General features: G+C 51.8%; 23 protein-coding genes. 13 read left to right on the top strand and 10 right to left on the bottom strand.

All coding sequences use genetic code 11. The annotated features are described in order from the left end of the window. Positions 1-198 precede the first annotated feature (198 nt). Complete coding sequence (locus LQ945_RS02840; protein WP_262241374.1) at positions 199-681, bottom strand: hypothetical protein; 483 nt, start codon at positions 679-681, stop codon at positions 199-201. A gap of 170 nt (positions 682-851) precedes the next feature. On the opposite strand from LQ945_RS02840, the gene LQ945_RS02835 reads away from it, so the two are divergent. Then, positions 852-1,145: a hypothetical protein gene (locus LQ945_RS02835; RefSeq protein ID WP_262241375.1), complete on the top strand. Its 294-nt coding sequence runs from the start codon at positions 852-854 to the stop codon at positions 1,143-1,145. 440 nt (positions 1,146-1,585) lie between these two features. Beyond that, the gene (locus tag LQ945_RS02830) at positions 1,586-3,703 is read left to right on the top strand and encodes a TonB-dependent siderophore receptor (protein WP_269935117.1); all 2,118 of its coding nucleotides are present in this window, start codon (positions 1,586-1,588) and stop codon (positions 3,701-3,703) included. A 56-nt stretch (positions 3,704-3,759) separates the two neighbouring features. Here LQ945_RS02830 and LQ945_RS02825 read toward each other — a convergent pair whose 3' ends face one another. Continuing rightward, on the bottom strand, positions 3,760-3,936 hold the full coding sequence (locus tag LQ945_RS02825; RefSeq protein ID WP_020827221.1) for a GhoT/OrtT family toxin: 177 nt from the start codon (positions 3,934-3,936) through the stop codon (positions 3,760-3,762). A 223-nt stretch (positions 3,937-4,159) separates the two neighbouring features. Here LQ945_RS02825 and LQ945_RS02820 point away from each other — a divergent pair, with 223 nt between their 5' ends. The 5 genes from LQ945_RS02820 (at position 4,160) to LQ945_RS02800 (ending at position 7,528) form a co-directional block, all read left to right on the top strand. Next, positions 4,160-4,318, top strand: a complete 159-nt coding sequence (locus LQ945_RS02820) for a YqaE/Pmp3 family membrane protein (RefSeq protein WP_020827220.1) — start codon at positions 4,160-4,162, stop codon at positions 4,316-4,318. A gap of 518 nt (positions 4,319-4,836) precedes the next feature. Continuing rightward, positions 4,837-5,526, top strand: a complete 690-nt coding sequence (locus LQ945_RS02815; protein ID WP_269935118.1) for an alpha/beta hydrolase — start codon at positions 4,837-4,839, stop codon at positions 5,524-5,526. 163 nt (positions 5,527-5,689) lie between these two features. Further along, positions 5,690-6,250, top strand: a complete 561-nt coding sequence (locus LQ945_RS02810) for a fasciclin domain-containing protein (RefSeq protein ID WP_269935119.1) — start codon at positions 5,690-5,692, stop codon at positions 6,248-6,250. A 58-nt stretch (positions 6,251-6,308) separates the two neighbouring features. Further along, a complete protein-coding gene (locus LQ945_RS02805; protein WP_269935120.1) occupies positions 6,309-6,869 on the top strand; it encodes an RNA polymerase sigma factor in 561 nt (186 codons plus the stop codon). After that, positions 6,866-7,528, top strand: coding sequence for an anti-sigma factor (locus LQ945_RS02800; protein WP_269935121.1), 663 nt, complete (start codon positions 6,866-6,868; stop codon positions 7,526-7,528). The genes LQ945_RS02805 and LQ945_RS02800 overlap by 4 nt, the downstream gene beginning before the upstream one ends. Here the strand turns inward: LQ945_RS02800 and LQ945_RS02795 are convergent. Continuing rightward, a complete protein-coding gene (locus LQ945_RS02795; RefSeq protein ID WP_270102216.1) occupies positions 7,525-8,118 on the bottom strand; it encodes a type 1 glutamine amidotransferase family protein in 594 nt (197 codons plus the stop codon). The two genes, LQ945_RS02800 and LQ945_RS02795, sit on opposite strands and share 4 nt — an antisense overlap. 172 nt (positions 8,119-8,290) lie before the next feature. Here LQ945_RS02795 and LQ945_RS02790 point away from each other — a divergent pair, with 172 nt between their 5' ends. From LQ945_RS02790 to LQ945_RS02780, 3 genes are all read left to right on the top strand, one after another. Next, positions 8,291-8,494 (top strand): hypothetical protein, encoded by a 204-nt coding sequence (locus LQ945_RS02790; RefSeq protein WP_270102215.1) that lies wholly within the window; start codon positions 8,291-8,293, stop codon positions 8,492-8,494. Positions 8,495-8,733: 239 nt separating this feature from the next. Then, a complete protein-coding gene (locus LQ945_RS02785; RefSeq protein ID WP_270102214.1) occupies positions 8,734-9,201 on the top strand; it encodes a GNAT family N-acetyltransferase in 468 nt (155 codons plus the stop codon). 162 nt (positions 9,202-9,363) lie between these two features. Then, a complete protein-coding gene (locus LQ945_RS02780; RefSeq protein ID WP_262241382.1) occupies positions 9,364-9,693 on the top strand; it encodes a TonB family protein in 330 nt (109 codons plus the stop codon). A 178-nt stretch (positions 9,694-9,871) separates the two neighbouring features. On the opposite strand, the gene LQ945_RS02775 is transcribed toward LQ945_RS02780, so the two are convergent. Together LQ945_RS02775 and yeaG are read right to left on the bottom strand one after the other, a co-directional pair. After that, a complete protein-coding gene (locus LQ945_RS02775) occupies positions 9,872-11,140 on the bottom strand; it encodes a YeaH/YhbH family protein (protein ID WP_262241383.1) in 1,269 nt (422 codons plus the stop codon). 64 nt (positions 11,141-11,204) lie between these two features. Beyond that, a complete protein-coding gene (gene yeaG / locus LQ945_RS02770; RefSeq protein WP_020827214.1) occupies positions 11,205-13,139 on the bottom strand; it encodes a protein kinase YeaG in 1,935 nt (644 codons plus the stop codon). Positions 13,140-13,569: 430 nt separating this feature from the next. On the opposite strand from yeaG, the gene LQ945_RS02765 reads away from it, so the two are divergent. Further along, a complete protein-coding gene (locus LQ945_RS02765) occupies positions 13,570-14,334 on the top strand; it encodes a MipA/OmpV family protein (RefSeq protein WP_270102213.1) in 765 nt (254 codons plus the stop codon). Positions 14,335-14,448: 114 nt separating this feature from the next. Here LQ945_RS02765 and LQ945_RS02760 read toward each other — a convergent pair whose 3' ends face one another. Both LQ945_RS02760 and gapA read right to left on the bottom strand, forming a co-directional pair. Continuing rightward, the gene (locus tag LQ945_RS02760; RefSeq protein ID WP_182822087.1) at positions 14,449-15,324 is read right to left on the bottom strand and encodes a D-hexose-6-phosphate mutarotase; all 876 of its coding nucleotides are present in this window, start codon (positions 15,322-15,324) and stop codon (positions 14,449-14,451) included. A gap of 80 nt (positions 15,325-15,404) precedes the next feature. After that, on the bottom strand, positions 15,405-16,400 hold the full coding sequence (gapA, locus tag LQ945_RS02755) for a glyceraldehyde-3-phosphate dehydrogenase (RefSeq protein ID WP_012145453.1): 996 nt from the start codon (positions 16,398-16,400) through the stop codon (positions 15,405-15,407). 348 nt (positions 16,401-16,748) lie between these two features. On the opposite strand from gapA, the gene msrB reads away from it, so the two are divergent. Together msrB and LQ945_RS02745 are read left to right on the top strand one after the other, a co-directional pair. Next, the gene (gene msrB / locus LQ945_RS02750) at positions 16,749-17,162 is read left to right on the top strand and encodes a peptide-methionine (R)-S-oxide reductase MsrB (protein ID WP_020827211.1); all 414 of its coding nucleotides are present in this window, start codon (positions 16,749-16,751) and stop codon (positions 17,160-17,162) included. A 65-nt stretch (positions 17,163-17,227) separates the two neighbouring features. Further along, the gene (locus LQ945_RS02745; RefSeq protein WP_044551767.1) at positions 17,228-17,500 is read left to right on the top strand and encodes a YeaC family protein; all 273 of its coding nucleotides are present in this window, start codon (positions 17,228-17,230) and stop codon (positions 17,498-17,500) included. Positions 17,501-17,538: 38 nt separating this feature from the next. Here the strand turns inward: LQ945_RS02745 and LQ945_RS02740 are convergent, their stop codons facing one another. The 3 genes from LQ945_RS02740 to ansA form a co-directional block, all read right to left on the bottom strand. After that, entirely contained in the window at positions 17,539-18,819 is a 1,281-nt protein-coding gene (locus tag LQ945_RS02740; protein ID WP_270102212.1) for a glycoside hydrolase family 18 protein, read from the bottom strand. Between the two features lie 231 nt (positions 18,820-19,050). Then, complete coding sequence (gene pncA / locus LQ945_RS02735; protein WP_270102211.1) at positions 19,051-19,683, bottom strand: bifunctional nicotinamidase/pyrazinamidase; 633 nt, start codon at positions 19,681-19,683, stop codon at positions 19,051-19,053. Positions 19,684-19,707: 24 nt separating this feature from the next. Then, on the bottom strand, positions 19,708-20,724 hold the full coding sequence (gene ansA / locus LQ945_RS02730) for an asparaginase (protein WP_044551755.1): 1,017 nt from the start codon (positions 20,722-20,724) through the stop codon (positions 19,708-19,710). Positions 20,725-20,772 lie beyond the last annotated feature (48 nt).

Here is a 20,772-nt window from a genome sequence, read left to right as displayed (position 1 = left end):
GTCAGGGTTTTGTTGTCAGGTTGGTCCTATCGGTGAGAACGCTTATTTTCATTTTATGCATGGCCGGTTATCTGCTGGTGCTGAGCTACCTTGGCGTTTTTGTCACTGATAAAATATGTGAGAAATCCAATAACTACACCAAGGTCTGCCGTCTGGTTGATATCTCGGAACCCCACATCCCCCGTTAGATACCGGCTGTCAGCCTAAATAGTCGGTGGTAATTAACGGCGTCAGTAACGCTGACAAACAGGCTAACATAGCCCACTGTCTCCACCCCAGGTTAGCCAGCCAATCTTGACGCAGTGGCGGTGTTGCAAGCTGGCCGACAGAGACCGTACCCGCCAGCAGCAGCGTCAGCAGAACGAACACCAGCCCGCGGCTGCCGAGGGTAAACTCGATGTGCAGCAGGTTGGCGTAATACAAGCGCATCAGAATATAGTAAGCCAGCATGGCCCAGGCGAAACAGGTGCGTTTTTTCAGCACGTGGTAAAGCATAAACGCGATGAACAGGCTGTGGCACGCTGAGATCAGCGGTGCTTCAATCGGGTGTCTGACACAGCCGTTATATACCGCCAGATAGATATTAAAGATCAGCAGCGCATAAACGGTATATATATACCAACCGAAGATGATTTTAAGTTTTTTGCGGTTTGGCGGGATAGGGCGATCGTCCGGTATCATTGGAGCCTCCTGAGCTGACTAGCGTTATAACACCCAAAAACTAAATGGAATTTAAACGCCAGACAGGCTTTATTTTACCTTAAAGTGGGAACTATTCGGGGTCTGTCCGGTCTGTTCAAAACGTCATGCCCAAGCTTGTTGTGGCTGAATTATAATGGTAATTCATTGATATGAAAGAGTATAAAAACGAGCGCTTCGCGCTGTACTTGCTGATAGCTACGCTGGGATTTTATTTTTTCCTGCCGCCGCTGTTGGTCGCTTTATTTTGCCAATGGTTTAACCTAAATCCCTTCTTTATTATTCGCGTTTGGCACATTAATCCCTTTTCTGCCGCTCGGGGAATTCCACTTTACCAGACTTTTATATACATATTAACGCTGTGGGTTGTGGCGAATGTTCTGCTTGGTGGCATTTTGCTGGTGGCGGGACGCTTGCATACCTGGTTCATTAAACGATCTCGTTGAACCTTAATCGAGACGTAACGTCAGAAAGTTGTAGGTAGAAATTCATTCCTAAAGGATAATGATAGTCGTTATCATTATTGATTGCCAGTTGAGAGGTGAAGGGTTGTCTCCTTATGCGCTCCGCTCGTCTGGCCTGACAGGGTTCACATGACATCCCGTTTTCTTGCCAGCCTGGAGCTGGCTTTTTTTTTATCTTTTTTTTCAGATGTATAAACGCTTTCTGGTTCAGGTGCTATCGATCTGAACAGGATGCTTTGTTTGCTTATTAAAATTTGCCTGATACTTGAAATTCTCTATCGATAAAGATAATAATTATCATTAATATTTCACTTTGTTTACATTCAACACACCGATTGAACCTTTGAGCAAGTTGTCAGCCAGCGCTGCTGACAGGGGAGCCTTTGGGTGTCATTTAATGATTTTTACTGGGGATTACAGGTATGCCGATGATTTTTCCTGTCAAACGGTCACGGGTTTTATGCGCGTTCGCAATGTTCCTGCCACTGGCGTCTCTTGCTGAGGATACCCTGGTCGTTACCGCTAAACCTGCCGATACGGCGGAGGCAGCAACCCATGGCTATCAGGCCACGACCAGCCAGGGGGCGACCAAAACCGATAAGCCGTTGATTCTGACTGCACAGTCCGTTTCGGTGGTGACGCGCCAACAAATGACGGATCAGAATACCCAAACGGTTAACGATGCCCTGAAATATGCCCCCGGTGTTTTCACCAACTTTTCCGGTGGTGCCACGCGCTATGACACCATTGCGTTACGTGGTTTTCACGGTGGCGACGTTAATAACACTTTCCTTGATGGTTTGCGGTTATTGAGTGACGGCGGCACCTATAATGCCCTGCAGGTTGATCCCTGGTTCCTGGAACGCATCGACGTTATCAAAGGGCCTTCATCGGTCATGTACGGGCAAAGCATTCCGGGCGGCTTGGTCGCTTTGACCTCCAAGCGACCCCAGTTTGCCACGGAAGGGCACGTTAACCTGATGGCAGGCAATAACAGCACCCAGGGGGGCGCTTTCGATGTGACCGGCCCGCTGTCGGAACAGTGGGCTTATCGATTGACCGGGATGACGCGCAGCAGCGAAACCATGTACGACCATCAGCGTGAGGAAAGATATGCCATTTCACCTTCATTGCTGTGGCAGCCGGATGAAAATACCTCGCTGCTGCTGAAAGCTTACCTGCAAAAAGATCCGTCCGGCGGTTATCACAGTGCGGTACCGGCAGATGGCAGCCTCTATTCCAGCACCGGTGACAAGCTGGGGCGTGGCTTCTTTGATGGTGAAAGCAGCCGCAATGTGTTCAAACGTTGGGAGCAGATTTACAGCTACGCTTTTTCGCACAGTTTTAACGATGTTTGGTCATTCCGCCAGAATGCCAGTTACACCCATTCCAATGTTGAATTACAGCAGGTGTACCAGATTGGCTGGAATGACGATCACAGCCTGTTGAATCGCTATTACAGCGGTTCAGCCACCTCGCTGGATGCATTCGCCGTCGATAACCAGCTGGAAGCCGATTTTGCTACCGGGCCGTTGGATCACAAGGTGATGCTGGGTCTGGATTACCAGCGCCTGCGTAATAATCTTTGGGATGAATCTGCGGCAGCTTCGCAGCTTAATCCTTATACCGGGGTGTCCGGCGGCGACGCATTAACCAACCTGACACATACCGATTCCCGACGTCACTATGAGCAAACCGGGGTTTATCTGCAGGATGAAATCAGCCTACAGAATTGGTACCTGAATCTCTCCGGGCGTTTCGACCGTATCGAGTCTAAAAATACGGTGCTTAACACCGGCGCTAGCGATGCTCGTACCGACGACAATTTTAGCGGCCGCGCTTCGCTGTTGTATCGCTTCGATAATGGTTTCTCGCCTTATGCCAGCTACAGCACGGCGGTTACCCCGGAGGCGCTGCCCGATCAAAGCGGGCATATGCTCAAACCGAGCACCAGCGAGCAGTATGAGGTGGGCCTGAAGTACCAGCCACCAGGCAGTGCCTCAATATACAGCGTGGCGCTGTATGACCTGACGCAGAAAGATGTGGCTAACCGAGTGGTGCAACAAAGCTATTACCTGCCGGCCGGCAAGGTGCATTCTCAGGGGATTGAACTGGAGGCCCGCAGCAAGGTAACTGAACATTTCGATCTGATCGCCGGCTATACCTACAATAAAGTGAAATTCAAAGATGCCATTGATGGCAACGACGGCAATACACCGTATCTCGCACCGGAGCAAATGGCTTCACTGTGGGGCAAATACGCCACCGCTTACGGCGTGGATCTTGGTGCCGGCGTACGTTATATCGGCAAGCAGTGGGCCGATAATGAGAATACGTTGCGAATTCCTTCCGTGACGCTGTTGGATGCCTCGGTGCGGATGAATCTGGACAGGGTGAATCCGTCGTTGAAAGGCGCCTATGTGCAACTGAATGTGAATAATCTGACCGACCGGAAATATGTCGCGGCCTGCTATGGGACCGGCTATTGCTACTGGGGCGCGGAACGCTCCGTGGTGGCGACCGTGGGATACGATTTCTGATTCAGGAGGCGGTGATATCACCCCGTCAGCGTGTGACGGGGTTGGTTTCTGCAGCGTCAGAACAAGGAGAACATCAACACTACCGGTAGGCTCAGGGGCCAGGTCAAACCAATCGTTAAGGCACTGAGAAAACGAATCTTTATGGTGTCCCGGCTGACCAGATAGGTGAAAATCATAGAAACTACCAAGCCAATTAAATAAAAGTATTGTGTTGCAACCCACAGCGACGACATGAAACCTTACCCAGTTGTAGTGTTAAGTTACAAATTTTAAGGGCTTGACCCTACATAATCAATGCTTATTAATTGTTTATTCAATGTTGGCAGGTATCAGCACAATTACTGTGGCTATAGGCATTTCTCATGCCATGTTGAACAGAGTTTTGCAGGACGCCATTTGAAAATGTTAAGCAGATATAATATGTTGATGCCTTGTAGAACAAAATGAGGCGCTATTATGAGTTTTTGGAGAATCGTATTTACCATCATCCTGCCCCCGCTGGGCGTACTGCTGGATAAAGGTATAGGCGGCGCGTTTATCCTCAATATTATCCTCACCTTGTTTGGCTACTTCCCGGGCCTGATCCACGCATTCTGGATCCAGACGAAACAGTAGTCGCCCGGTTTCCTCACCGGAACGGCTGCAGCACAGCTTTGATAACCCTGGCATCGATGCATGCCGGGGTTTTTTATTATCGCAGGGCGTTAATGAATATTGAGGCTATAGACGAATAACCACGAAAAAAGCATCGCCAGCAGGCTTACGATAAAAAGAATGGAGATCATTTCCTTCACGTAAAAATTCCCTATTGATATTGGTGAAAATACTTCTCTTTGTTTTTTCATGGGATTTTAGATCGTTATAGGTATAAATCCTAGTTTTAATCTCGTTGTAAGGCCGCTTGGTGAGTCTACGGCGACTGAAATTTGGAAAATGACCCAAGCCGAAAGGGCTAACCAGAACAGGTCCGATCTCGGATTAACTATTCGTAGCTATTGCTGGAAACTCTTGTTCTGAACTATATACAAGAGGGTATTTCAAGGCGTTTGGGCTTGAGGCAATGGCGCTGAAAACACAGTAGTGCGGATGTCCAAGCCTGGCGTAGCGCCTCCATGTTAAAGAAGGAATCAGTAATGAAGGCAAAACCTACCGTAGTCCTGGTCCATGGATTCTGGGGCGGTGCAGCGCACTGGAGCAAAGTCATTACCGAATTATCGCACAAGGGATATCGCTCGATTCAAGCTGTAGAAATGCCGCTGACGTCGCTGGCAGACGATGCTGAACGCACCCGTAAGATGGTGGCGCAGCAGCAGGGGCCGGTGCTGTTGGTCGGCCACTCTTATGGTGGCGCGGTGCTCAGTGAAATGGGCAATCAGCCCAACGTGGTGGGTTTGGTTTACATCGCCGCCTTCGCACCGGACGCCGGCGAAAGTCCCGGTGGCATCACCCAGCAACATCCGCCAATAGCGGCAGCGAACCTGGCGCCGGACAGCGACGGTTATTTATGGATTAAGACAGACAAGTTCCACGAAAGCTTCTGCCAGGATCTGCCTGCTGATGAGGCATTGGTGATGGCGGTAACGCAAAAGGCACCGTTGGCCAGCACCTTCGGCAATGCGATCACTGAGCCGGCGTGGAAACACAAACCCTCCTGGTACCAAATCTCCAGCAATGACCGGATGATAGCGCCCGAAAACCAGCAGCGAATGTCTGCGCGTTTAAAGGCGAAAAAGGTGATTACGCTGGATGCCAGCCACGCTTCTCTTGCTTCGCACCCGAAAGAAATAGCCGCATTGATTGATGAGGCGGCAAACGCCTCTTAAACCAGCTGATTGCGCCCCGTATGCAACAACGGGGCTTTTTTATTCCAGTTTACTTACGCGCGACGTTAAATATTTTTCCTCTGGTGCATCCAAAAGTATCTCCTCTTACGTATATCCGAATGTGAGGCAAAACTTCACTTCTTTTATCTTTGAGGAAATGATCATGAAAAAGCTCATCTACACCGCATTATATGCATCAATCCTGTTCAGCGGCGCATCAGCGGCCGCCATGATGTCCGATCAGGTCATGGTAGGCGGGGCCGCCATGTATCCGAGCAAAAATATCATTGAGAACGCCCTTAATTCCAAAGACCATTCAACGCTGGTGGCGGCGGTCAAGGCCGCTGGGCTGGTGGATACTCTACAAGGGAAAGGTCCCTTCACCGTGTTCGCGCCAACCAACGCCGCTTTCGCAAAATTACCCGCCGGCACCGTCGATAATCTGCTTAAGCCTGAAAATAAGGCCGTGTTGACCAGCGTACTGACTTACCACGTAGTCGCTGGCAGATACGACATGAAACAGCTGGAAAAGAAAATCCACGAGGGGAACGGTTCGGCGGAACTGAAAACGGTGAATGGGCAATCTCTGTGGATCATGAATAATGGGCCACATAATATCCAGCTCAAAGATGGAAAAGGCAACGTCGCTAATATCAGTACTTATGATGTGTACCAGAAGAATGGTGTGATTGATGTTATTGATACTGTCCTGATGCCTAAATAAATTGTGGCTATACTTGGTGCGGTTGGTCTGAACAACCGCACCTTCATCAGGATAAGACATGACGACATCGGCATCGGAACAGGAACGAGATAAGGCGTTGATGAAGGCCATAAGTCGTGGCGATCGTCAGGCTTTTGAGCAGCTCTATCGTCAGACGTCACCACGCTTATTTGCGGTAGCCTTGTGCATGCTCAGGCGGCAATCCTGGGCGGAAGAAGTGCTGCATGAGAGCTTTATCAGTGCCTGGAGTAAGGCCGCCAGTTACGATCCCTCGCTCAGCTCTCCTCTAACCTGGCTCACCCATATTGTGCGTAACCGCGCCATTGACTGGTTGCGCAGCACGGGTGGCAAGCTCGCAGCGCAAGAGGACGAGTTTGTTGAAACGGACAGCACAAGTTCTGCTGAACCTGGCGAAGCGTTGCAACGTACCCAGGAAGGAAAAAAGCTGGCCTCGTGTTTAGATCACTTGCCGGCCGATCAACGGCAAAGCATTGTACTGGCCTATTATCAGGGGATGTCGCACGGTGAGGTGTCTGATTATCTCCAGCAACCGCTTGGCACCATCAAAAGTTGGATTCGCCGAGCGCTCGAACACCTAAAAGAGTGCGTGGGATTATGAAAGACAGGGGGGAGTACGACTCAGCTTTGGCCGCGGAATATGCGCTGGGAACCCTGCGGGGACCGGCGAGATTCAGGCTGGAACAGCGGATCCGCCGAGAGCCTGCGTTGGCGGAACAAGTTGCCCAGTGGCAGAGATTATTGGCCCCTTTGGATGATGCTCTGGCGCCGATAGCTCCTCCTGGCAGGGTGTGGAAAAAAATACAGCTTAACCTGCCGCCAGGGGCGCGTCAGCCTCGCTGGCGTTGGGACTCTTTGGTCTGGGCATTGGCGGCCTGCTTATTCGCAGTGGTACTGATCCCACGTATTATTGAGCAGCCTCAGGGGTTCACCCCTACGGCGGTGCTTAACGGTAGCCCAAACAGCAGTGGACAATGGATAGTGAGCCTGGATAGGGAGGCGCGGAATCTGCAACTGACGCCGGTTAACCTCAAACCTGTAGCGGCGGTAAACAGCCTGCAGTTATGGGCTATCCCCAGCGGAGAAAAACCGCTATCGCTGGGGCTGGTTACAGCACAACACCTCACCAGAGTCTCGTTGGGGAACCTAAAATGGGCAGCGGATATGACTATCGCTATCAGTCTGGAACCTGCAGGTGGTTCACCAACCGGACAGCCTACGGGGCCCGTCCTCTACAGTGGCCAATTGGCATCGCGTTAAAAGCCGATAACTGTGCTCTCTAACGGTTTGCTGTGTTCAGCCGCGTGCATGGCCAGGTAGGCCTTAAGGTTGTCATCGCTAACCCCCAACAGGTTCAGGATCTCCGCCATAAAACTCACCGGTGCGCTGCCGGGCGCGGTTACAACGCGCTGGTCGGCTACGGCGTAGGGCACATCCTGATAATATTCAGCTCCGCCATAGTTTAGTTGCGATAAGTTCTCAGCCGAATTGGAGGTGTGACGAAGATGATCAAGTATGCCCGCCTGTGCCAAAACGCGGGTTCCATCGCAAATGCCGGCGACGATGATATTTTTGCTGTGAGCCTCCGCTACCATGCCAGAGATATCCGGGGCCTGATCGGTTCGCCATACCGTGCCTCCGCATAGGATCAACAGATCTACCTCGCTCAATTGGATAGCTTCGATCGCCATATTGGGGGTCACGTGCATGCCGCCGGAGGAAATGACAGGGACGCCATTGGGGGAGGCAAAACGAGTCTCGAAACCATAATAGCCACGGCAAGTGGAGTTGATCAGGGCAGTTTCCCAATCAGAGAAATTATCGGTAAGAATGGTCACAATACGCGTCACTGGCGGCGATTTCCTTGTGTGGCTGATAAAGGGCAGGAAGGTTTCGTCCTGCGTGCATGACGAGTGTAATGGCAGCCACTGTCAGTTTCTGGCAGCAGGGATATGGGGGCCTCATTATGTTGAGCGGCTCTGTGCGGCATAAAAAAATCCCGCACAGCGGCGGGATTAAGGGATGATAGCGACAAACTGGATGTTGTTCTGGTTATGTGATGGTGTGTGTCTCCAGATGGCGACAGTAACGCACCTGAATTTCAGCGACAAGCAGAAAATCCGTAATGGTGCAGGTATCAGAATATCCTCAGAAAAGTATGATGCGCGCGTGCGATGGAAAACCGGCAAGGACGTTGAAAAGAATGAGGCGGAGTGGTGCTGTTAACCACTTCCTTGTGGAGGGGCGTCCTAACGTCGTTTCCGCTTGGCGTTGAAAGTACTTACTCTTCTTTGTCGTAAATACATGACAAAGGAAAATACGACAACTGCGATCAAAACGACGATGATTGCAAAGGGAAGTAATTCCATGGCATTCACCTGAGATGGCAATTTGGCCATTCATTAAATAGGAATATTCCTAATTGGCGCAATGGGTAAAAACGTAATTAGGAATTACCTCAGCGAATGATGCTCGTTAACCACAAAAATAGCGGGGAGCCGAAATTGATTTTTCGCCTGGCAACAGTAACGGATGCTAACCTATTGATTGACCTTGATACCTTGGCATCACAGGATCCGTGTCGCTATGCTCAGATAGGCGAGTGGTGCGAGGCTGGCGTCTGTCACGTCGCTGAAATCGAGGGCGTGGTCGCGGCTTACGGCGTATTACACTATCACTTTTACGACAGTGGATTTATAGAAATTCTTATGGTTGGCAGCTTGATGAGACGTAAAAAGGTGGGGTTAAAATTTATCGAATATTTTAAAAAGATCTGTATGCGTCCGAAACTTTTCACCTCAACCAATCGCTCGAATTTACCGATGATAAAGCTACTGTCGAAGACCGGATTTATTGAGAGTGGTCGTATTGATAACCTTGATGAGCAGGATCCGGAAGTGGTTTTCTTTTTCCCGGTGAAAGGAACGCTCTGACCGTTGGGGGAGGTCGGCAGTTTTTCACGCTGAAATGCGCAGGGAGAATGCGAATTGAGCGACTGGGCAAGTTACGCGCTATATTGAGTTTTTCTATTGATAATGATTTCTATTACGACATAAATTAGACTGGGTCGGAACTTTCGCCAACAGGATGTTGCTATGTTAAAGCCTTTGACTTTGTTAATTATACTGACTCTCAGTGCCTGTGTTTCACCCGATACTGCGCAAGGCCCAAAACCCAAGCTCTTGTCACAGGTCAACCCCCTGTATCCTGTCTATGCCGTTGACCATACTATTGAAGGCTACGTAAAAATTCAGTTTGATGTCGGTGCCGATGGGAAGGTGAGTGAATTAAGGATCCTCGATGCCAAACCTCGTGGACTGTTTGAAGATAAGGCTATCATTGCGATGGCCCAGTGGCGCTATGAGAAAAACAAGCCCTATAAGAATATGGATGTCACCATCAGATTCAAAATGAACAAATTGTAGTTTCGTCAGGCCCCAGGTTTCGATTATTCAATTTTACGTGGGTACGGTTCATCATAAACAAACTCACGTTGATTTTCATACCCGATGCCGAACGAGAGCGGCGCTACGGGATAAGTCAGAACGGGGAGATAACCGGCTAACGACGTTAGCCGGCTGATTTAAAAGATTTTATTTGATGTTAAACTGTCTGCTTGTGGAAAAGCTCGCGGAATACCGGGTAAATATCGTCCGGTTCGCGGATATGCTGCATGGCAAAGTTTTCGAATTTTGCCTGCAGGTCCTCGTATTCGCGCCACAGTGTCTGGTGGGCACGGCGGGTGATTTCAATGTAGCTGTAGTAGCGAACCATCGGCAGCAGCTTTTTCGCCAGCAGTTCGTGACACAGCGGCGAGTCATCGGCCCAGTTGTCACCGTCCGACGCTTGCGCGGCGTAGATGTTCCATTGCGCCGGATCGTAACGTTCCTCAACCACTTCATTCATCAGTTTCAGCGCGCTGGACACTATGGTGCCGCCAGTCTCCTGCGAGTAGAAGAACTCCTGCTCATCCACTTCCTTCGCCTGGGTATGGTGGCGAATATACACCACCTCGACGTTTTTATAGGTTCGGCTCAGGAACAGATAGAGCAGAATATAGAAACGCTTGGCCATGTCCTTGGTGGCCTGGTCCATGGAGCCGGAAACGTCCATCAGGCAGAACATCACCGCCTGGCTGGAGGGCTCCGGTCGGCGCTCATAGTTCTTATAGCGTAAATCAAAGGTGTCGATAAACGGCACGCTTTCGATTTTCTTTCTCAGTTCGGCTATTTCCTTGCGCAGCCGTTCTTCTTCCAGCAACTGCACAGGTTCGGTGTTTTCCATCTGGGTGAGTTCGTCTTCCAACTCATGCAAAGCGCGACGTTTTCCTGCGGTCATGGCAGTGCGGCGCGCCAGCGAGTTTTGCAACGAACGCACCACGCTGATATTGGCCGGTACGCCGTTGGCGGTGTAACCGGCCCGATGGGTTTTGTACTCGGTAAGCTGCTTATACTGATTCTTTTTCAGGTTCGGCAGCGCCAGATCTTCAAACAGCAGGTCGAGGTATTCGTCCTTGGATATCTGGAAAACAAACTCGTCTTCGCCTTCACCATCCTGGCTGGCATTTCCCTGACCGCTGCCACCGCCGCCGCCGCCCTGAGGGCGTTCGACGCGGTCATTTTGCACAAAGTGGTCATTACCCGGATGAACGCGGTGGCGTGTGCCACCGCGACCCTGATGAAACATAGGTTCGTTGATGTCGCCAGCGGGGATCGAGACGGACTCCCCACTGTCTACGTCGGTGACCGAACGCTTGTTGATGGCTTCGGCAATCGACTGTTTGATTTGCGACTTGTAGCGGCGCAAGAAGCGCTGACGGTTAACCGTGCTCTTGTTTTTGCCGTTAAGCCGTCGGTCAATGAAATAGGCCATACTTCCCCCAAACGACGTTGCCAACTTTCTACGCCATCTCCATGACGCTAATTCTCATTAGACGTTACGAAGACTTTCTGACCCGCAGATACCATTCACACAGCAGACGAACCTGTTTGCGGGTGTAGCCTTTCTCCATCATGCGATCGACGAAGTCGTCGTGTTTTTTCTGCTCGTCCGTTGAGGTTTTTGCGTTAAAGGAAATCACCGGCAGTAACTCTTCGGTGTTCGAGAACATTTTCTTCTCGATCACGGTACGCAGCTTCTCATAGCTGGTCCAGTTAGGGTTACGGCCACTATTGTTAGCACGGGCGCGCAGCACGAAGTTGACTATTTCGTTGCGGAAATCTTTCGGGTTACTGATGCCGGCCGGTTTCTCGATTTTCTCCAGCTCGGCGTTCAGCGACTCGCGATCGAACAGCTGACCGGTATCCGGATCACGGTACTCTTGATCCTGGATCCAGAAATCTGCATAGGTCACGTAGCGGTCAAAAATGTTTTGACCGTATTCCGAATAAGATTCTAGGTAGGCCGTCTGGATCTCTTTGCCGATAAACTCGGCGTATTTCGGGATCAGGTAGCCTTTCAGGTGCTCCAGGTATTTCTCTGCCAGATCTTGCGGGAATTGCTCACGTTCGATCTGCTGTTCCAGCACGTAGAACAGGTGAACCGGGTTAGCGGCGACCTCAGCGTGATCAAAGTTGAACACCCGCGACAGAATTTTAAATGCGAAACGGGTGGACAGGCCGTTCATGCCTTCATCGACCCCGGCGTAGTCGCGGTATTCCTGGTACGACTTGGCTTTAGGATCGGTATCCTTCAGGCTTTCGCCGTCATAGACGCGCATCTTCGAGTAGATGCTTGAGTTTTCCGGCTCTTTCATGCGTGAGAGTACGGTAAAGCGCGCTAAGGTTTCAAGCGTGCCAGGGGCGCACGGCGCATGGGTCAGTTCGCTGTGATCCAGGAGTTTGTCGTAGATTTTGATCTCTTCCGAAACTCGCAGGCAGTAAGGCACCTTGACGATGTAAACGCGGTCGAGGAAGGCCTCGTTGTTTTTGTTGTTACGGAAGGTCACCCATTCGGATTCGTTGGAGTGCGCCAGAATAATGCCGCTGAACGGCAGGGCGGAGATCCCTTCGGTACCGTTGTAGTTACCTTCCTGGGTAGCGGTCAGCAGAGGATGCAGCACCTTGATCGGCGCTTTGAACATCTCCACGAACTCCATAATCCCCTGGTTGGCACGGCACAGGGCGCCGGAATAGCCATAGGCATCCGGATCGTTTTGCGCGTGGTTTTCCAGTTTGCGAATATCGACCTTGCCGACCAGCGCGGAGATATCCTGGTTGTTCTCGTCACCCGGTTCCGTTTTGGCGATGGCTATCTGTTCCAGGATGGAAGGGCGCACCTTGACCACTTTGAATTTGGTGATGTCGCCGCCAAATTCATGCAGGCGTTTTGCCGCCCACGGGGACATGATGGTGCCGAGGTAACGATTCGGAATGTTATATTCTTTTTCAAGAATAGTGGCATCTTCCTGCGGATTGAACAGGCACAGCGGGTGGTCGTTTACCGGGCTGCGTTCGCCGTTGGCGCTCAGGGTATAAATGGGCACGCGTTGCATCAGCGCTTTCAGGCGTTCTGCCAGCGATGATTTACCGCCGCCGACGGGGCCCAGCAGATAAAGGATTTGTTTCTTCTCTTCGAGGCCCTGAGCGGCATGTTTCAGGTAAGAGACTATCTGTTCGATAGCTTCTTCCATACCGTAGAACTCTTCGAATGCCGGATAGCGTGCGATCACGCGGTTTGAGAACAGGCGAGACATACGCGACTCAAGCGCGGTATCCACCATAACTGGTTCACCGATAGCCATGAGTAGACGTTCTGCCGCATTGGCATATGCACTGCGATCTTGCCGGCAGATGGTAAGAAATTCCTGCAGTGTGAACTCTTCGTCCTTGGCAGCTTCGTAGCGCTGGCGATAGTGGTCAAATATGTTCATGGCGATGCCCGTCCTTTCGTTATTAGCACAGGTTAAAGGGAGCTGATGATTGTGTTTTGGCCCCCGAAAGAAGAAGTTATCCTTGAGTACAGCAACCCGTATGCCAACTTGGTGCGCTTATTATCGCGAGTTGCGCTGTATTGCCACTGGGCTCAGGATTCATTCACCTTCTGATTTAAGCTTAGTTTGCATACCAGAAAATTTCCTGCGTGGTAAAAAGCTTTTTTTAAGTCATATCAATGACTCAGTTATGACAGGGATAGCCAAATGCCTTGTCTGGCGCGGCCTGCGGTAAAAAACGTCACTGTTCCGCCATGATTAATTCATATTTCTATTCTAAGTTATTCGATCTTGGTTGTTTTCTATTGTAAAGATTAGGCGCGTAACGACAATTTCACATAAACTAAGCCGGCTATTAACTCTGTTATTTATGGAAAAAGAACCAGTGAAGATTTTTCAACTCAAAACGCTAGCAATTATCGCTTCCGCAATGGTTTGTGCGCAAAGTGCTCAGGCTGGAACCTGGTCACTCGGTGCTTCCGCGCTGGTTAGCCCGGATCCGTATCGTGGCTATCAGGACCGCGTATATCCGGTACCCGTCATCAACTATGAAGGGGATGACTTCTACTTCCGTACCCTGACCGCCGGCTATTATCTGTGGAAAGATCAGGAAAACCAACTGAGTCTGATGGGTTACTACTCACCGTTGGGCTACCGTCCGGGTGACAGCGACGACGACCGCATGAAGAAGTTGAACAAGCGCCGTGGCACGCTGATGGCCGGTCTGGCTTATACGCATAACGCCGAGTGGGGCAGCCTGCGCACCACCTTTACCGGCGATACGCTCAATTACAGCAACGGTATGATCGGTGACGTTGCCTACCTGTACAAATTTGATCTGGATGACTTCACCCTGGTCCCTGGCGTAGGTGTGATGTGGAGCAGCAAAAACCAGAATAAATACTACTTCGGCGTGAACGATAACGAATCTCGCCGCAGCGGTCTGGACAGCTACACACCAAGCGACAGCTGGGCACCTTACGCTGAGCTGAGCGCCAACTACAAGATCAACAAAGACTGGAATGCCTTCTTTGTAGGTCGTTATATCAAACTGTCTGATGAAGTGAAAGACAGCCCGATGGTGGATAAATCTTACACCGGGTTGTTGATGACGGGTGTGAGCTACAGCTTCTAAAAGCGAATGCACGAAAATAGTGCAATGCAGGCATCATAAAGGGGCGCTAGCGCCCCTTTTGCACGTCTATAGTGCGATAACGCAGGGCGGCAGTTTCCACCGCCCCTGGTGCGATCATGCGTTCTTGCGGGTGCGGAAGGTCACTGCCAGCCGTGCCGGTTGTTCCCCTGCAGCGATCAGCGGTTTGCTGACGCGGCCGGTTTCTACGCAAACCATGGTTTTATAGCCGTCGTTAGGCATGTCCGCCATGCTGCAAGAAAGCTCTACGCCAGGGTTCCAGGCAATTACATCACTCATATGGTGGTGATGAACCTCAATGGTGCGTTGAAGCGCTGCGTCTTTGATCAGGCTAAAGGCCTCCGGCTGGGTATAGACCCGATCGGTTTGGCCGACGAAAGTCACGTCACCCGTCTGTTTGGCTTCGGTGCCCCCAGCGACTTTATCGATATAAGGCACGCCGAGCCCGGCGACCTTAACCTGTTCAATGTCCCCGATCTGGAAGTAGCTATGCAGCGCCGCAGTGGCCTGATAATCACCGTGGGACTCCAGCTCTATTTCGCACTCCTCGCCTAGCTTGAAGCGGGCAATCAGCGTAAAGGCGTGTGGCCACAGGCTACGGGTTTGCTCATTGTCTTTCAGCGTGAAGGTCAGAATGACGCCGTTATCATCTTCATCATGCGCCGTCAGGCTCCAGGGCTGATTACGGGCGAAACCGTGCGACGGTTTTGCCACCGGACCAAACCAGGGCCAGCAAATAGGGACGCCGCCGCGGATAGCATTGCCTTTTTTAAACGGCGTGTTGTTGCTCAGCCAAATGACCGGCTTTTCACCGCTGGGTTGCCAGGCCAGCAGATGTGCGCCCTGCAGTGTGATAGCCGCGCGTACTTTCGGGTGGGAAACCACCACCACAGGCAGTTCTTCGAGCTGACGTTGGCTGATATAAGGAGAAATTTGCTGAGTAACGGGTAGGGTGAAAATTTTTTCGTTCATCGGTTGGCCTTTTGTTCGCCGTAGAAACAAAAAAAGGGCGACAAAAATGTCGCCCTCATCATCAGCTTGGCATCAATCCATTATTTGGAGATGTGAGCGATCAGATCCAGAACCTTGTTGGAGTAACCAGTTTCGTTATCGTACCAAGAAACCAGTTTCACGAAGGTGTCGCTCAGTGCGATACCGGCTTTGGCATCGAATACGGAGGTCAGAGTTTCGCCGTTGAAATCGGTAGAAACCACTTCGTCTTCGGTGTAGCCCAGCACGCCTTTCAGCTCGCCTTCAGATGCCGCTTTGATAGCCGCACAGATTTCTTTGTAAGAAGCTGGTTTTGCCAGACGGGCAGTCAGGTCAACCACAGACACGTTCGGAGTAGGAACGCGGAACGCCATACCGGTCAGTTTGCCGTTCAGTTCTGGGATAACTTTACCTACTGCTTTAGCAGCACCGGTAGAAGAAGGGATGATGTTCTGAGATGCGCCGCGGCCGCCGCGCCAGTCTTTGTGAGACGGGCCATCAACGGTTTTCTGAGTTGCGGTAGTAGCATGCACGGTGGTCATCAGCGCTTCAACGATGCCGAACTTGTCGTTGATAACTTTAGCCAGTGGTGCCAGGCAGTTGGTGGTACAAGAAGCGTTAGAAACGATTTCCTGACCAGCGTAAGATTTGTGGTTCACACCCATAACGAACATTGGGGTGTCGTCTTTGGATGGGCCAGTCAGAACAACTTTCTTAGCGCCTGCAGCGATGTGTTTACGTGCAGTTTCGTCAGTCAGGAACAGGCCAGTTGCTTCAGCAACGACGTCAACGTTGACTTCGTTCCACTTCAGGTTAGCCGGATCTCTTTCTGAGGTACAACGGATGGTTTTGCCGTTAACAACCAGGTGGCCGTCTTTAACTTCTACAGTGCCGTTGAAGCGGCCGTGAGTAGAGTCATATTTCAGCATGTAAGCCATGTACTCTGCGTCTAACAGGTCGTTGATTGCAACGATTTCGATGTCAGAACGTTCTTGAGCAGCACGAAAAACAATGCGACCGATACGGCCAAAACCGTTGATACCTACTTTGATAGTCATATATTCCACCAGCTATTTGTTAGTGAATAAAAGGTTGCCTGTAAAATTACAAAAACCTTACCAAGCGTCAAGCGGAATCGTGTCAATACTTGCTGCAAATCAAACCTCGCAGCCTGGTTTGAGCGCTTATTGCACGTTCCGTTTGCGTTCGGCCTCATCCGTAATATGGGGTCAAACCGCCAAGTATAAAGTCAGTCCATATAAGATATGTGATCGGTATCACATATTGCCGCGACGTGACCTTTATGGGCTACAGTTTAGGCCAAAAAGCGCTGCAGTGTTGTTAATTTTTTGTTATTATTACTCATTGTTTTCGTTGACATTATCCACATTCAGAGAATCGCACAAATGGCTAAAGAGACAACCCCTGACCATCCGGCCACGGAACTGAATGAAATCCAACGTTATGTGACTCAGGAACGTGGTACCGAGGCGCCGTATTCCGGCAAATTGCTGCACAACAAACGCGAGGGCGTGTACCATTGCCTGTGCTGCAACCACCCGCTGTTCTACTCCGACAGCAAGTATGACTCCGGGTGCGGCTGGCCGAGCTTCTATCAGCCGGTATCCGACGATGCTATTCGTTATCTTGATGATAATTCACATAATATGCATCGCGTTGAGATCCGCTGTGGCCACTGCGACGCGCATTTGGGCCACGTCTTCCCCGACGGTCCGCAGCCGACCGGCGAGCGTTTTTGCGTTAACTCGGCGTCGCTCAGTTTTACCGACGGTGAGAACGGTGAGAAAACCGCAGGCTAAACCCGGCGTTGAGTTAGAAAAAACGATTCAGCTAATTATTCTTGCACGAGTGAGGAAAGGCCTTGATGGATGTGAAAGACCTGATTGCCGCCATGACGCCGGAAATCTATCAACGGCTGGTATTGGCCGTTGAGCTGGGCAAATGGCCGGACGGCGTAGCGCTGACCCCGGAACAGAAAGAAAACAGCCTGCAGGCGGTCATGTTATGGCAGTCGTTGCACAATGCCGATCCGCAACATATGAGCATCGGCACCGACGGCCAGATTGTGATGAAGAGCAAGCAAGAGCTGAAACAGCAGTTTATGGCTGAACCTCTTGCCAAGCTGAAACCGCAGTAAATCGAATAACGGGGCGATACTGACATCGCCCCGTGGGTTTAGCCTTTCCCGCCGTTGATCCCCAGCGATTCCGCCAGTTGATGCGCGAGTCGGTTATTGTCGTCTGCGCCATATTCCCAGAACATCGCACCCCCCAATCCCTTGTTCTTGATGTAATCAGCCTTCAGCTCAACCGAGCGCGGGTTCTCGTACGAAATGGCGAATAAGGGCTTGCCCTCGGCGGATTTCATCGTCAGATACGGAACCTGGGCATCGCTGTCCCAATGGGCGCTGAAGCGCCGCTGTGGATCGTTTAACAGCTTGCTGACGATATCGTTATATTTGAAATAGCTGTCCTTGGTCAGATCCAACCCCAGTGATTTGAAGACGGCGGTTTCGCGGGCGGTGAAATAGGGCTGGGTGACAGGGTTTTTCGCCGCGTCGGCTTTGTCCCAGTCGATGCCGGGCTCAGTGGCGCGTTTGGGGACCCGACCATAAAAACCGATGCCCAGATTTAGCTGCGCCGGTTTTAATCCGGCGGCCAAATAATTATCCACGACAAAATTGGCACTGTAACGATCGGCCGCCGCGACGGTCGGCCATTGTTTGGAATCATACAGATTGGAGTTGAAATATTGCGTGCCGTACGCCATGTCGTAGGTCATCAGATTGATATAATCGAGGTAGGGCGCAATACCTTTGACGTCCACCCATTCCTGCGGACTTTTGACGTTGGCGCCTACGGCGATGGTCAGCAATTTATTTTTATTCAGGGCGCTATGCAGTTCTTTCAGCAGCACGGTGAAGTTGGCCCGATCCGCCGGTTGGCTTTCGACCAGCCCCCAGGCACCGTTAACCGGATACTCCCAGTCGAGATCGATGCCGTCCAGTTGGTACTGCTTGATGACGTCCAGCACCGAACGGATAAATACGCTCCGGCTCTCTGGCGTTGCCGCCGCACCAGAAAAACCGCGAGCCCCCCAACCGCCGACGGACAGCAGCACTTTCAACTCAGGATTCTGTCTACGCAACACCGGCAGCAGCTTCAGATCGGCCATCACCTTGGGTGACAGATAAATCTGGTGCAGGCGAGCCGGGTCTTTTAGCGCCGGATTGGATTCCTCTTTCTCATCGTTGTAGATCAGGCCGAAGGAGTAATTGAGGTGAGTGATTTGCGTGACGTCCAGCTTGTTGATATCGCCGCCTGGACCGGCGGTAACGTCACCCCCGCCGTTGAAATAGCCGACGGAGAGGTAAGAGGCGGCGTGTGCCATGCCGGCACCAGCCATACCAAACTGCACCGCGACCAGCAAAGGCAGCAGTTTACGGGTGAAAACCATGTTATCTCCTTTGGTCGGCAAGGCCGACCCGAAACCGCCTCAGGCGGTAACATAAAGCCGGGCTCAATGGGCCCCGGATGCGTATAACTGATTGATGCCAAGGCATCAGCGGTCATAACAGCAAATGTGCTGCACGCGAACAAGATGTCATCACAGGAGAATGGTCGGAATGTGAGCGATGTCGAGATTTGTCGGTGGGGGAATGGGTGGGTGCCATCAGCACCCGACGCATTATCGTTCGATGAATTGTGACAGGGTAACGAGCTCTGCACCAGCCTGCTGCATGGCCTGAAGGGCTTCCTGACTGTCGCCAGGTTGCAAATTAACGCCGCGACAGCCGTCGGTAATTACCGAAGTCTGATACCCCAGCGCGAGCGCATCCAGGACGCTGAACTTGACGCAGTAGTCGGTTGCCAGCCCCATCACGGCCAAATGGCTCACGTCATGAGCTTTCAACCAGCGGTCCAACTCGGTACGCGAGCGATGTCCGTTGTCGAAGAAGGCGCTGTAGCTGTCGATATCCGTATTTTGACCTTTGCGGAATACGGCGACGATATCCCGTTGGTTTAATTGCGGATGAAGCTCGGCACCTGGGCTTTCCTGAACGCAGTGCACCGGCCACCACACCTGCGGCAACCCCTCCAGTTCACCCAGCGTACCCACCTGTGCATTGGCGTTTACCGCAAAGCTACGGTGATTGGCAGGATGCCAGTCCTGGCTAGCGACCACGGGCTCGCCCCGCGCGTTGCAGGCCTCTATTGCCCGATTGGCTACGGCGATCACGGCGTCGCCGTCTGTTACCGCCAATGCGCCGTTGGGGCAAAAATCGTTTTGCAAATCGATTAGCAGCAGGGCTGTTTTCATCGCGACTCCGTCGTAAAGGGGGGGTTAACCGCTGATGCTCAGTTCGCCGCGCAGATCTTGCTGCATCTGGCTGCGGATTTGCGCCGGCGTCAGCGGTTGGCTCAGCAGATAATGCAGCTTGGTCAAGGCGGCCTCGACCGTCATGTCAAAACCGCTGATGACCCCGGCATGGGCCAGCGCGTTGCCGGTGGCGTAGCCTTCCATATTCACCCGGCCGGATATGCACTGGGTCAGGTTCACAACCACAATGCCGCGTTCGGAAGCGTCGCGCAATTCATCAACCAGCTCCGCTTTTTGCGGTGCGTTGCCCACGCCGTAAGAACGCAGGATCAAGGCTTTCACCGGTTGCAGCAAAAAGTTGCGCACCACCGCGCCGGAAATCCCTGGGTAAATCGTCACCACACCGATCGGCTGGGGAGTGATGTCATGCACTTTCAGCTCACCGTTGCAGACCGGGCTATCGATACCGTTCTGGCGACGGATGTGGATCCCGGCTTCCAGCAGCGGTGGCAGGTTAGGCGAGGCAAAGGCGTCGAAACCGTCAGCGTGCGCCTTGGTGGTGCGGTTGCCGCGGAACAGTTTGTTGTTGAAGAACAGGCTGACTTCATTCACCGGATGGTTGGCGGCCAGGTACAGCGCGTTGAGCAGGTTGGTTTGACCGTCGGAACGCAGTTCAGCCAGTGGGATTTGCGAACCGGTGACGATCACCGGCTTGGCCAGGTTTTCCAGCATGAACGACAGCGCCGAAGCGGTGAAGGCCATGGTGTCGGTACCGTGCAGGATCACGAAACCATCATAGAGGTGGTAATTCTGTTTGATGTCGTCGGCGATATGCTGCCAGTCTTCCGGCGTCATGTCGGAGGAGTCGATCAGCGGCGCATATTCATGAATGGTGAAGTCCGGCATCTCCGGCCGGTGAAACTCAGGCATCAAGGCCAGTTGGCGCTGCAGGTGACCGGACACCGGAATGTAGCCGTGATCAGAGCGTTGCATGCCGATGGTACCGCCGGTGTAAGCGACGTAAATCGATTTCTTTTGCATGGTCATTGTTTTAACAGAAATATGATGGGCTGAATTATAGGGGGATAA

Source organism: Serratia liquefaciens, assembly GCF_027594825.1.
Classification (GTDB): Bacteria; Pseudomonadota; Gammaproteobacteria; order Enterobacterales; family Enterobacteriaceae; genus Serratia; species Serratia liquefaciens_A.
Note: the sequence above shows the minus strand (reverse complement) of the source record. Positions and strands in the feature narration are given on the sequence as shown.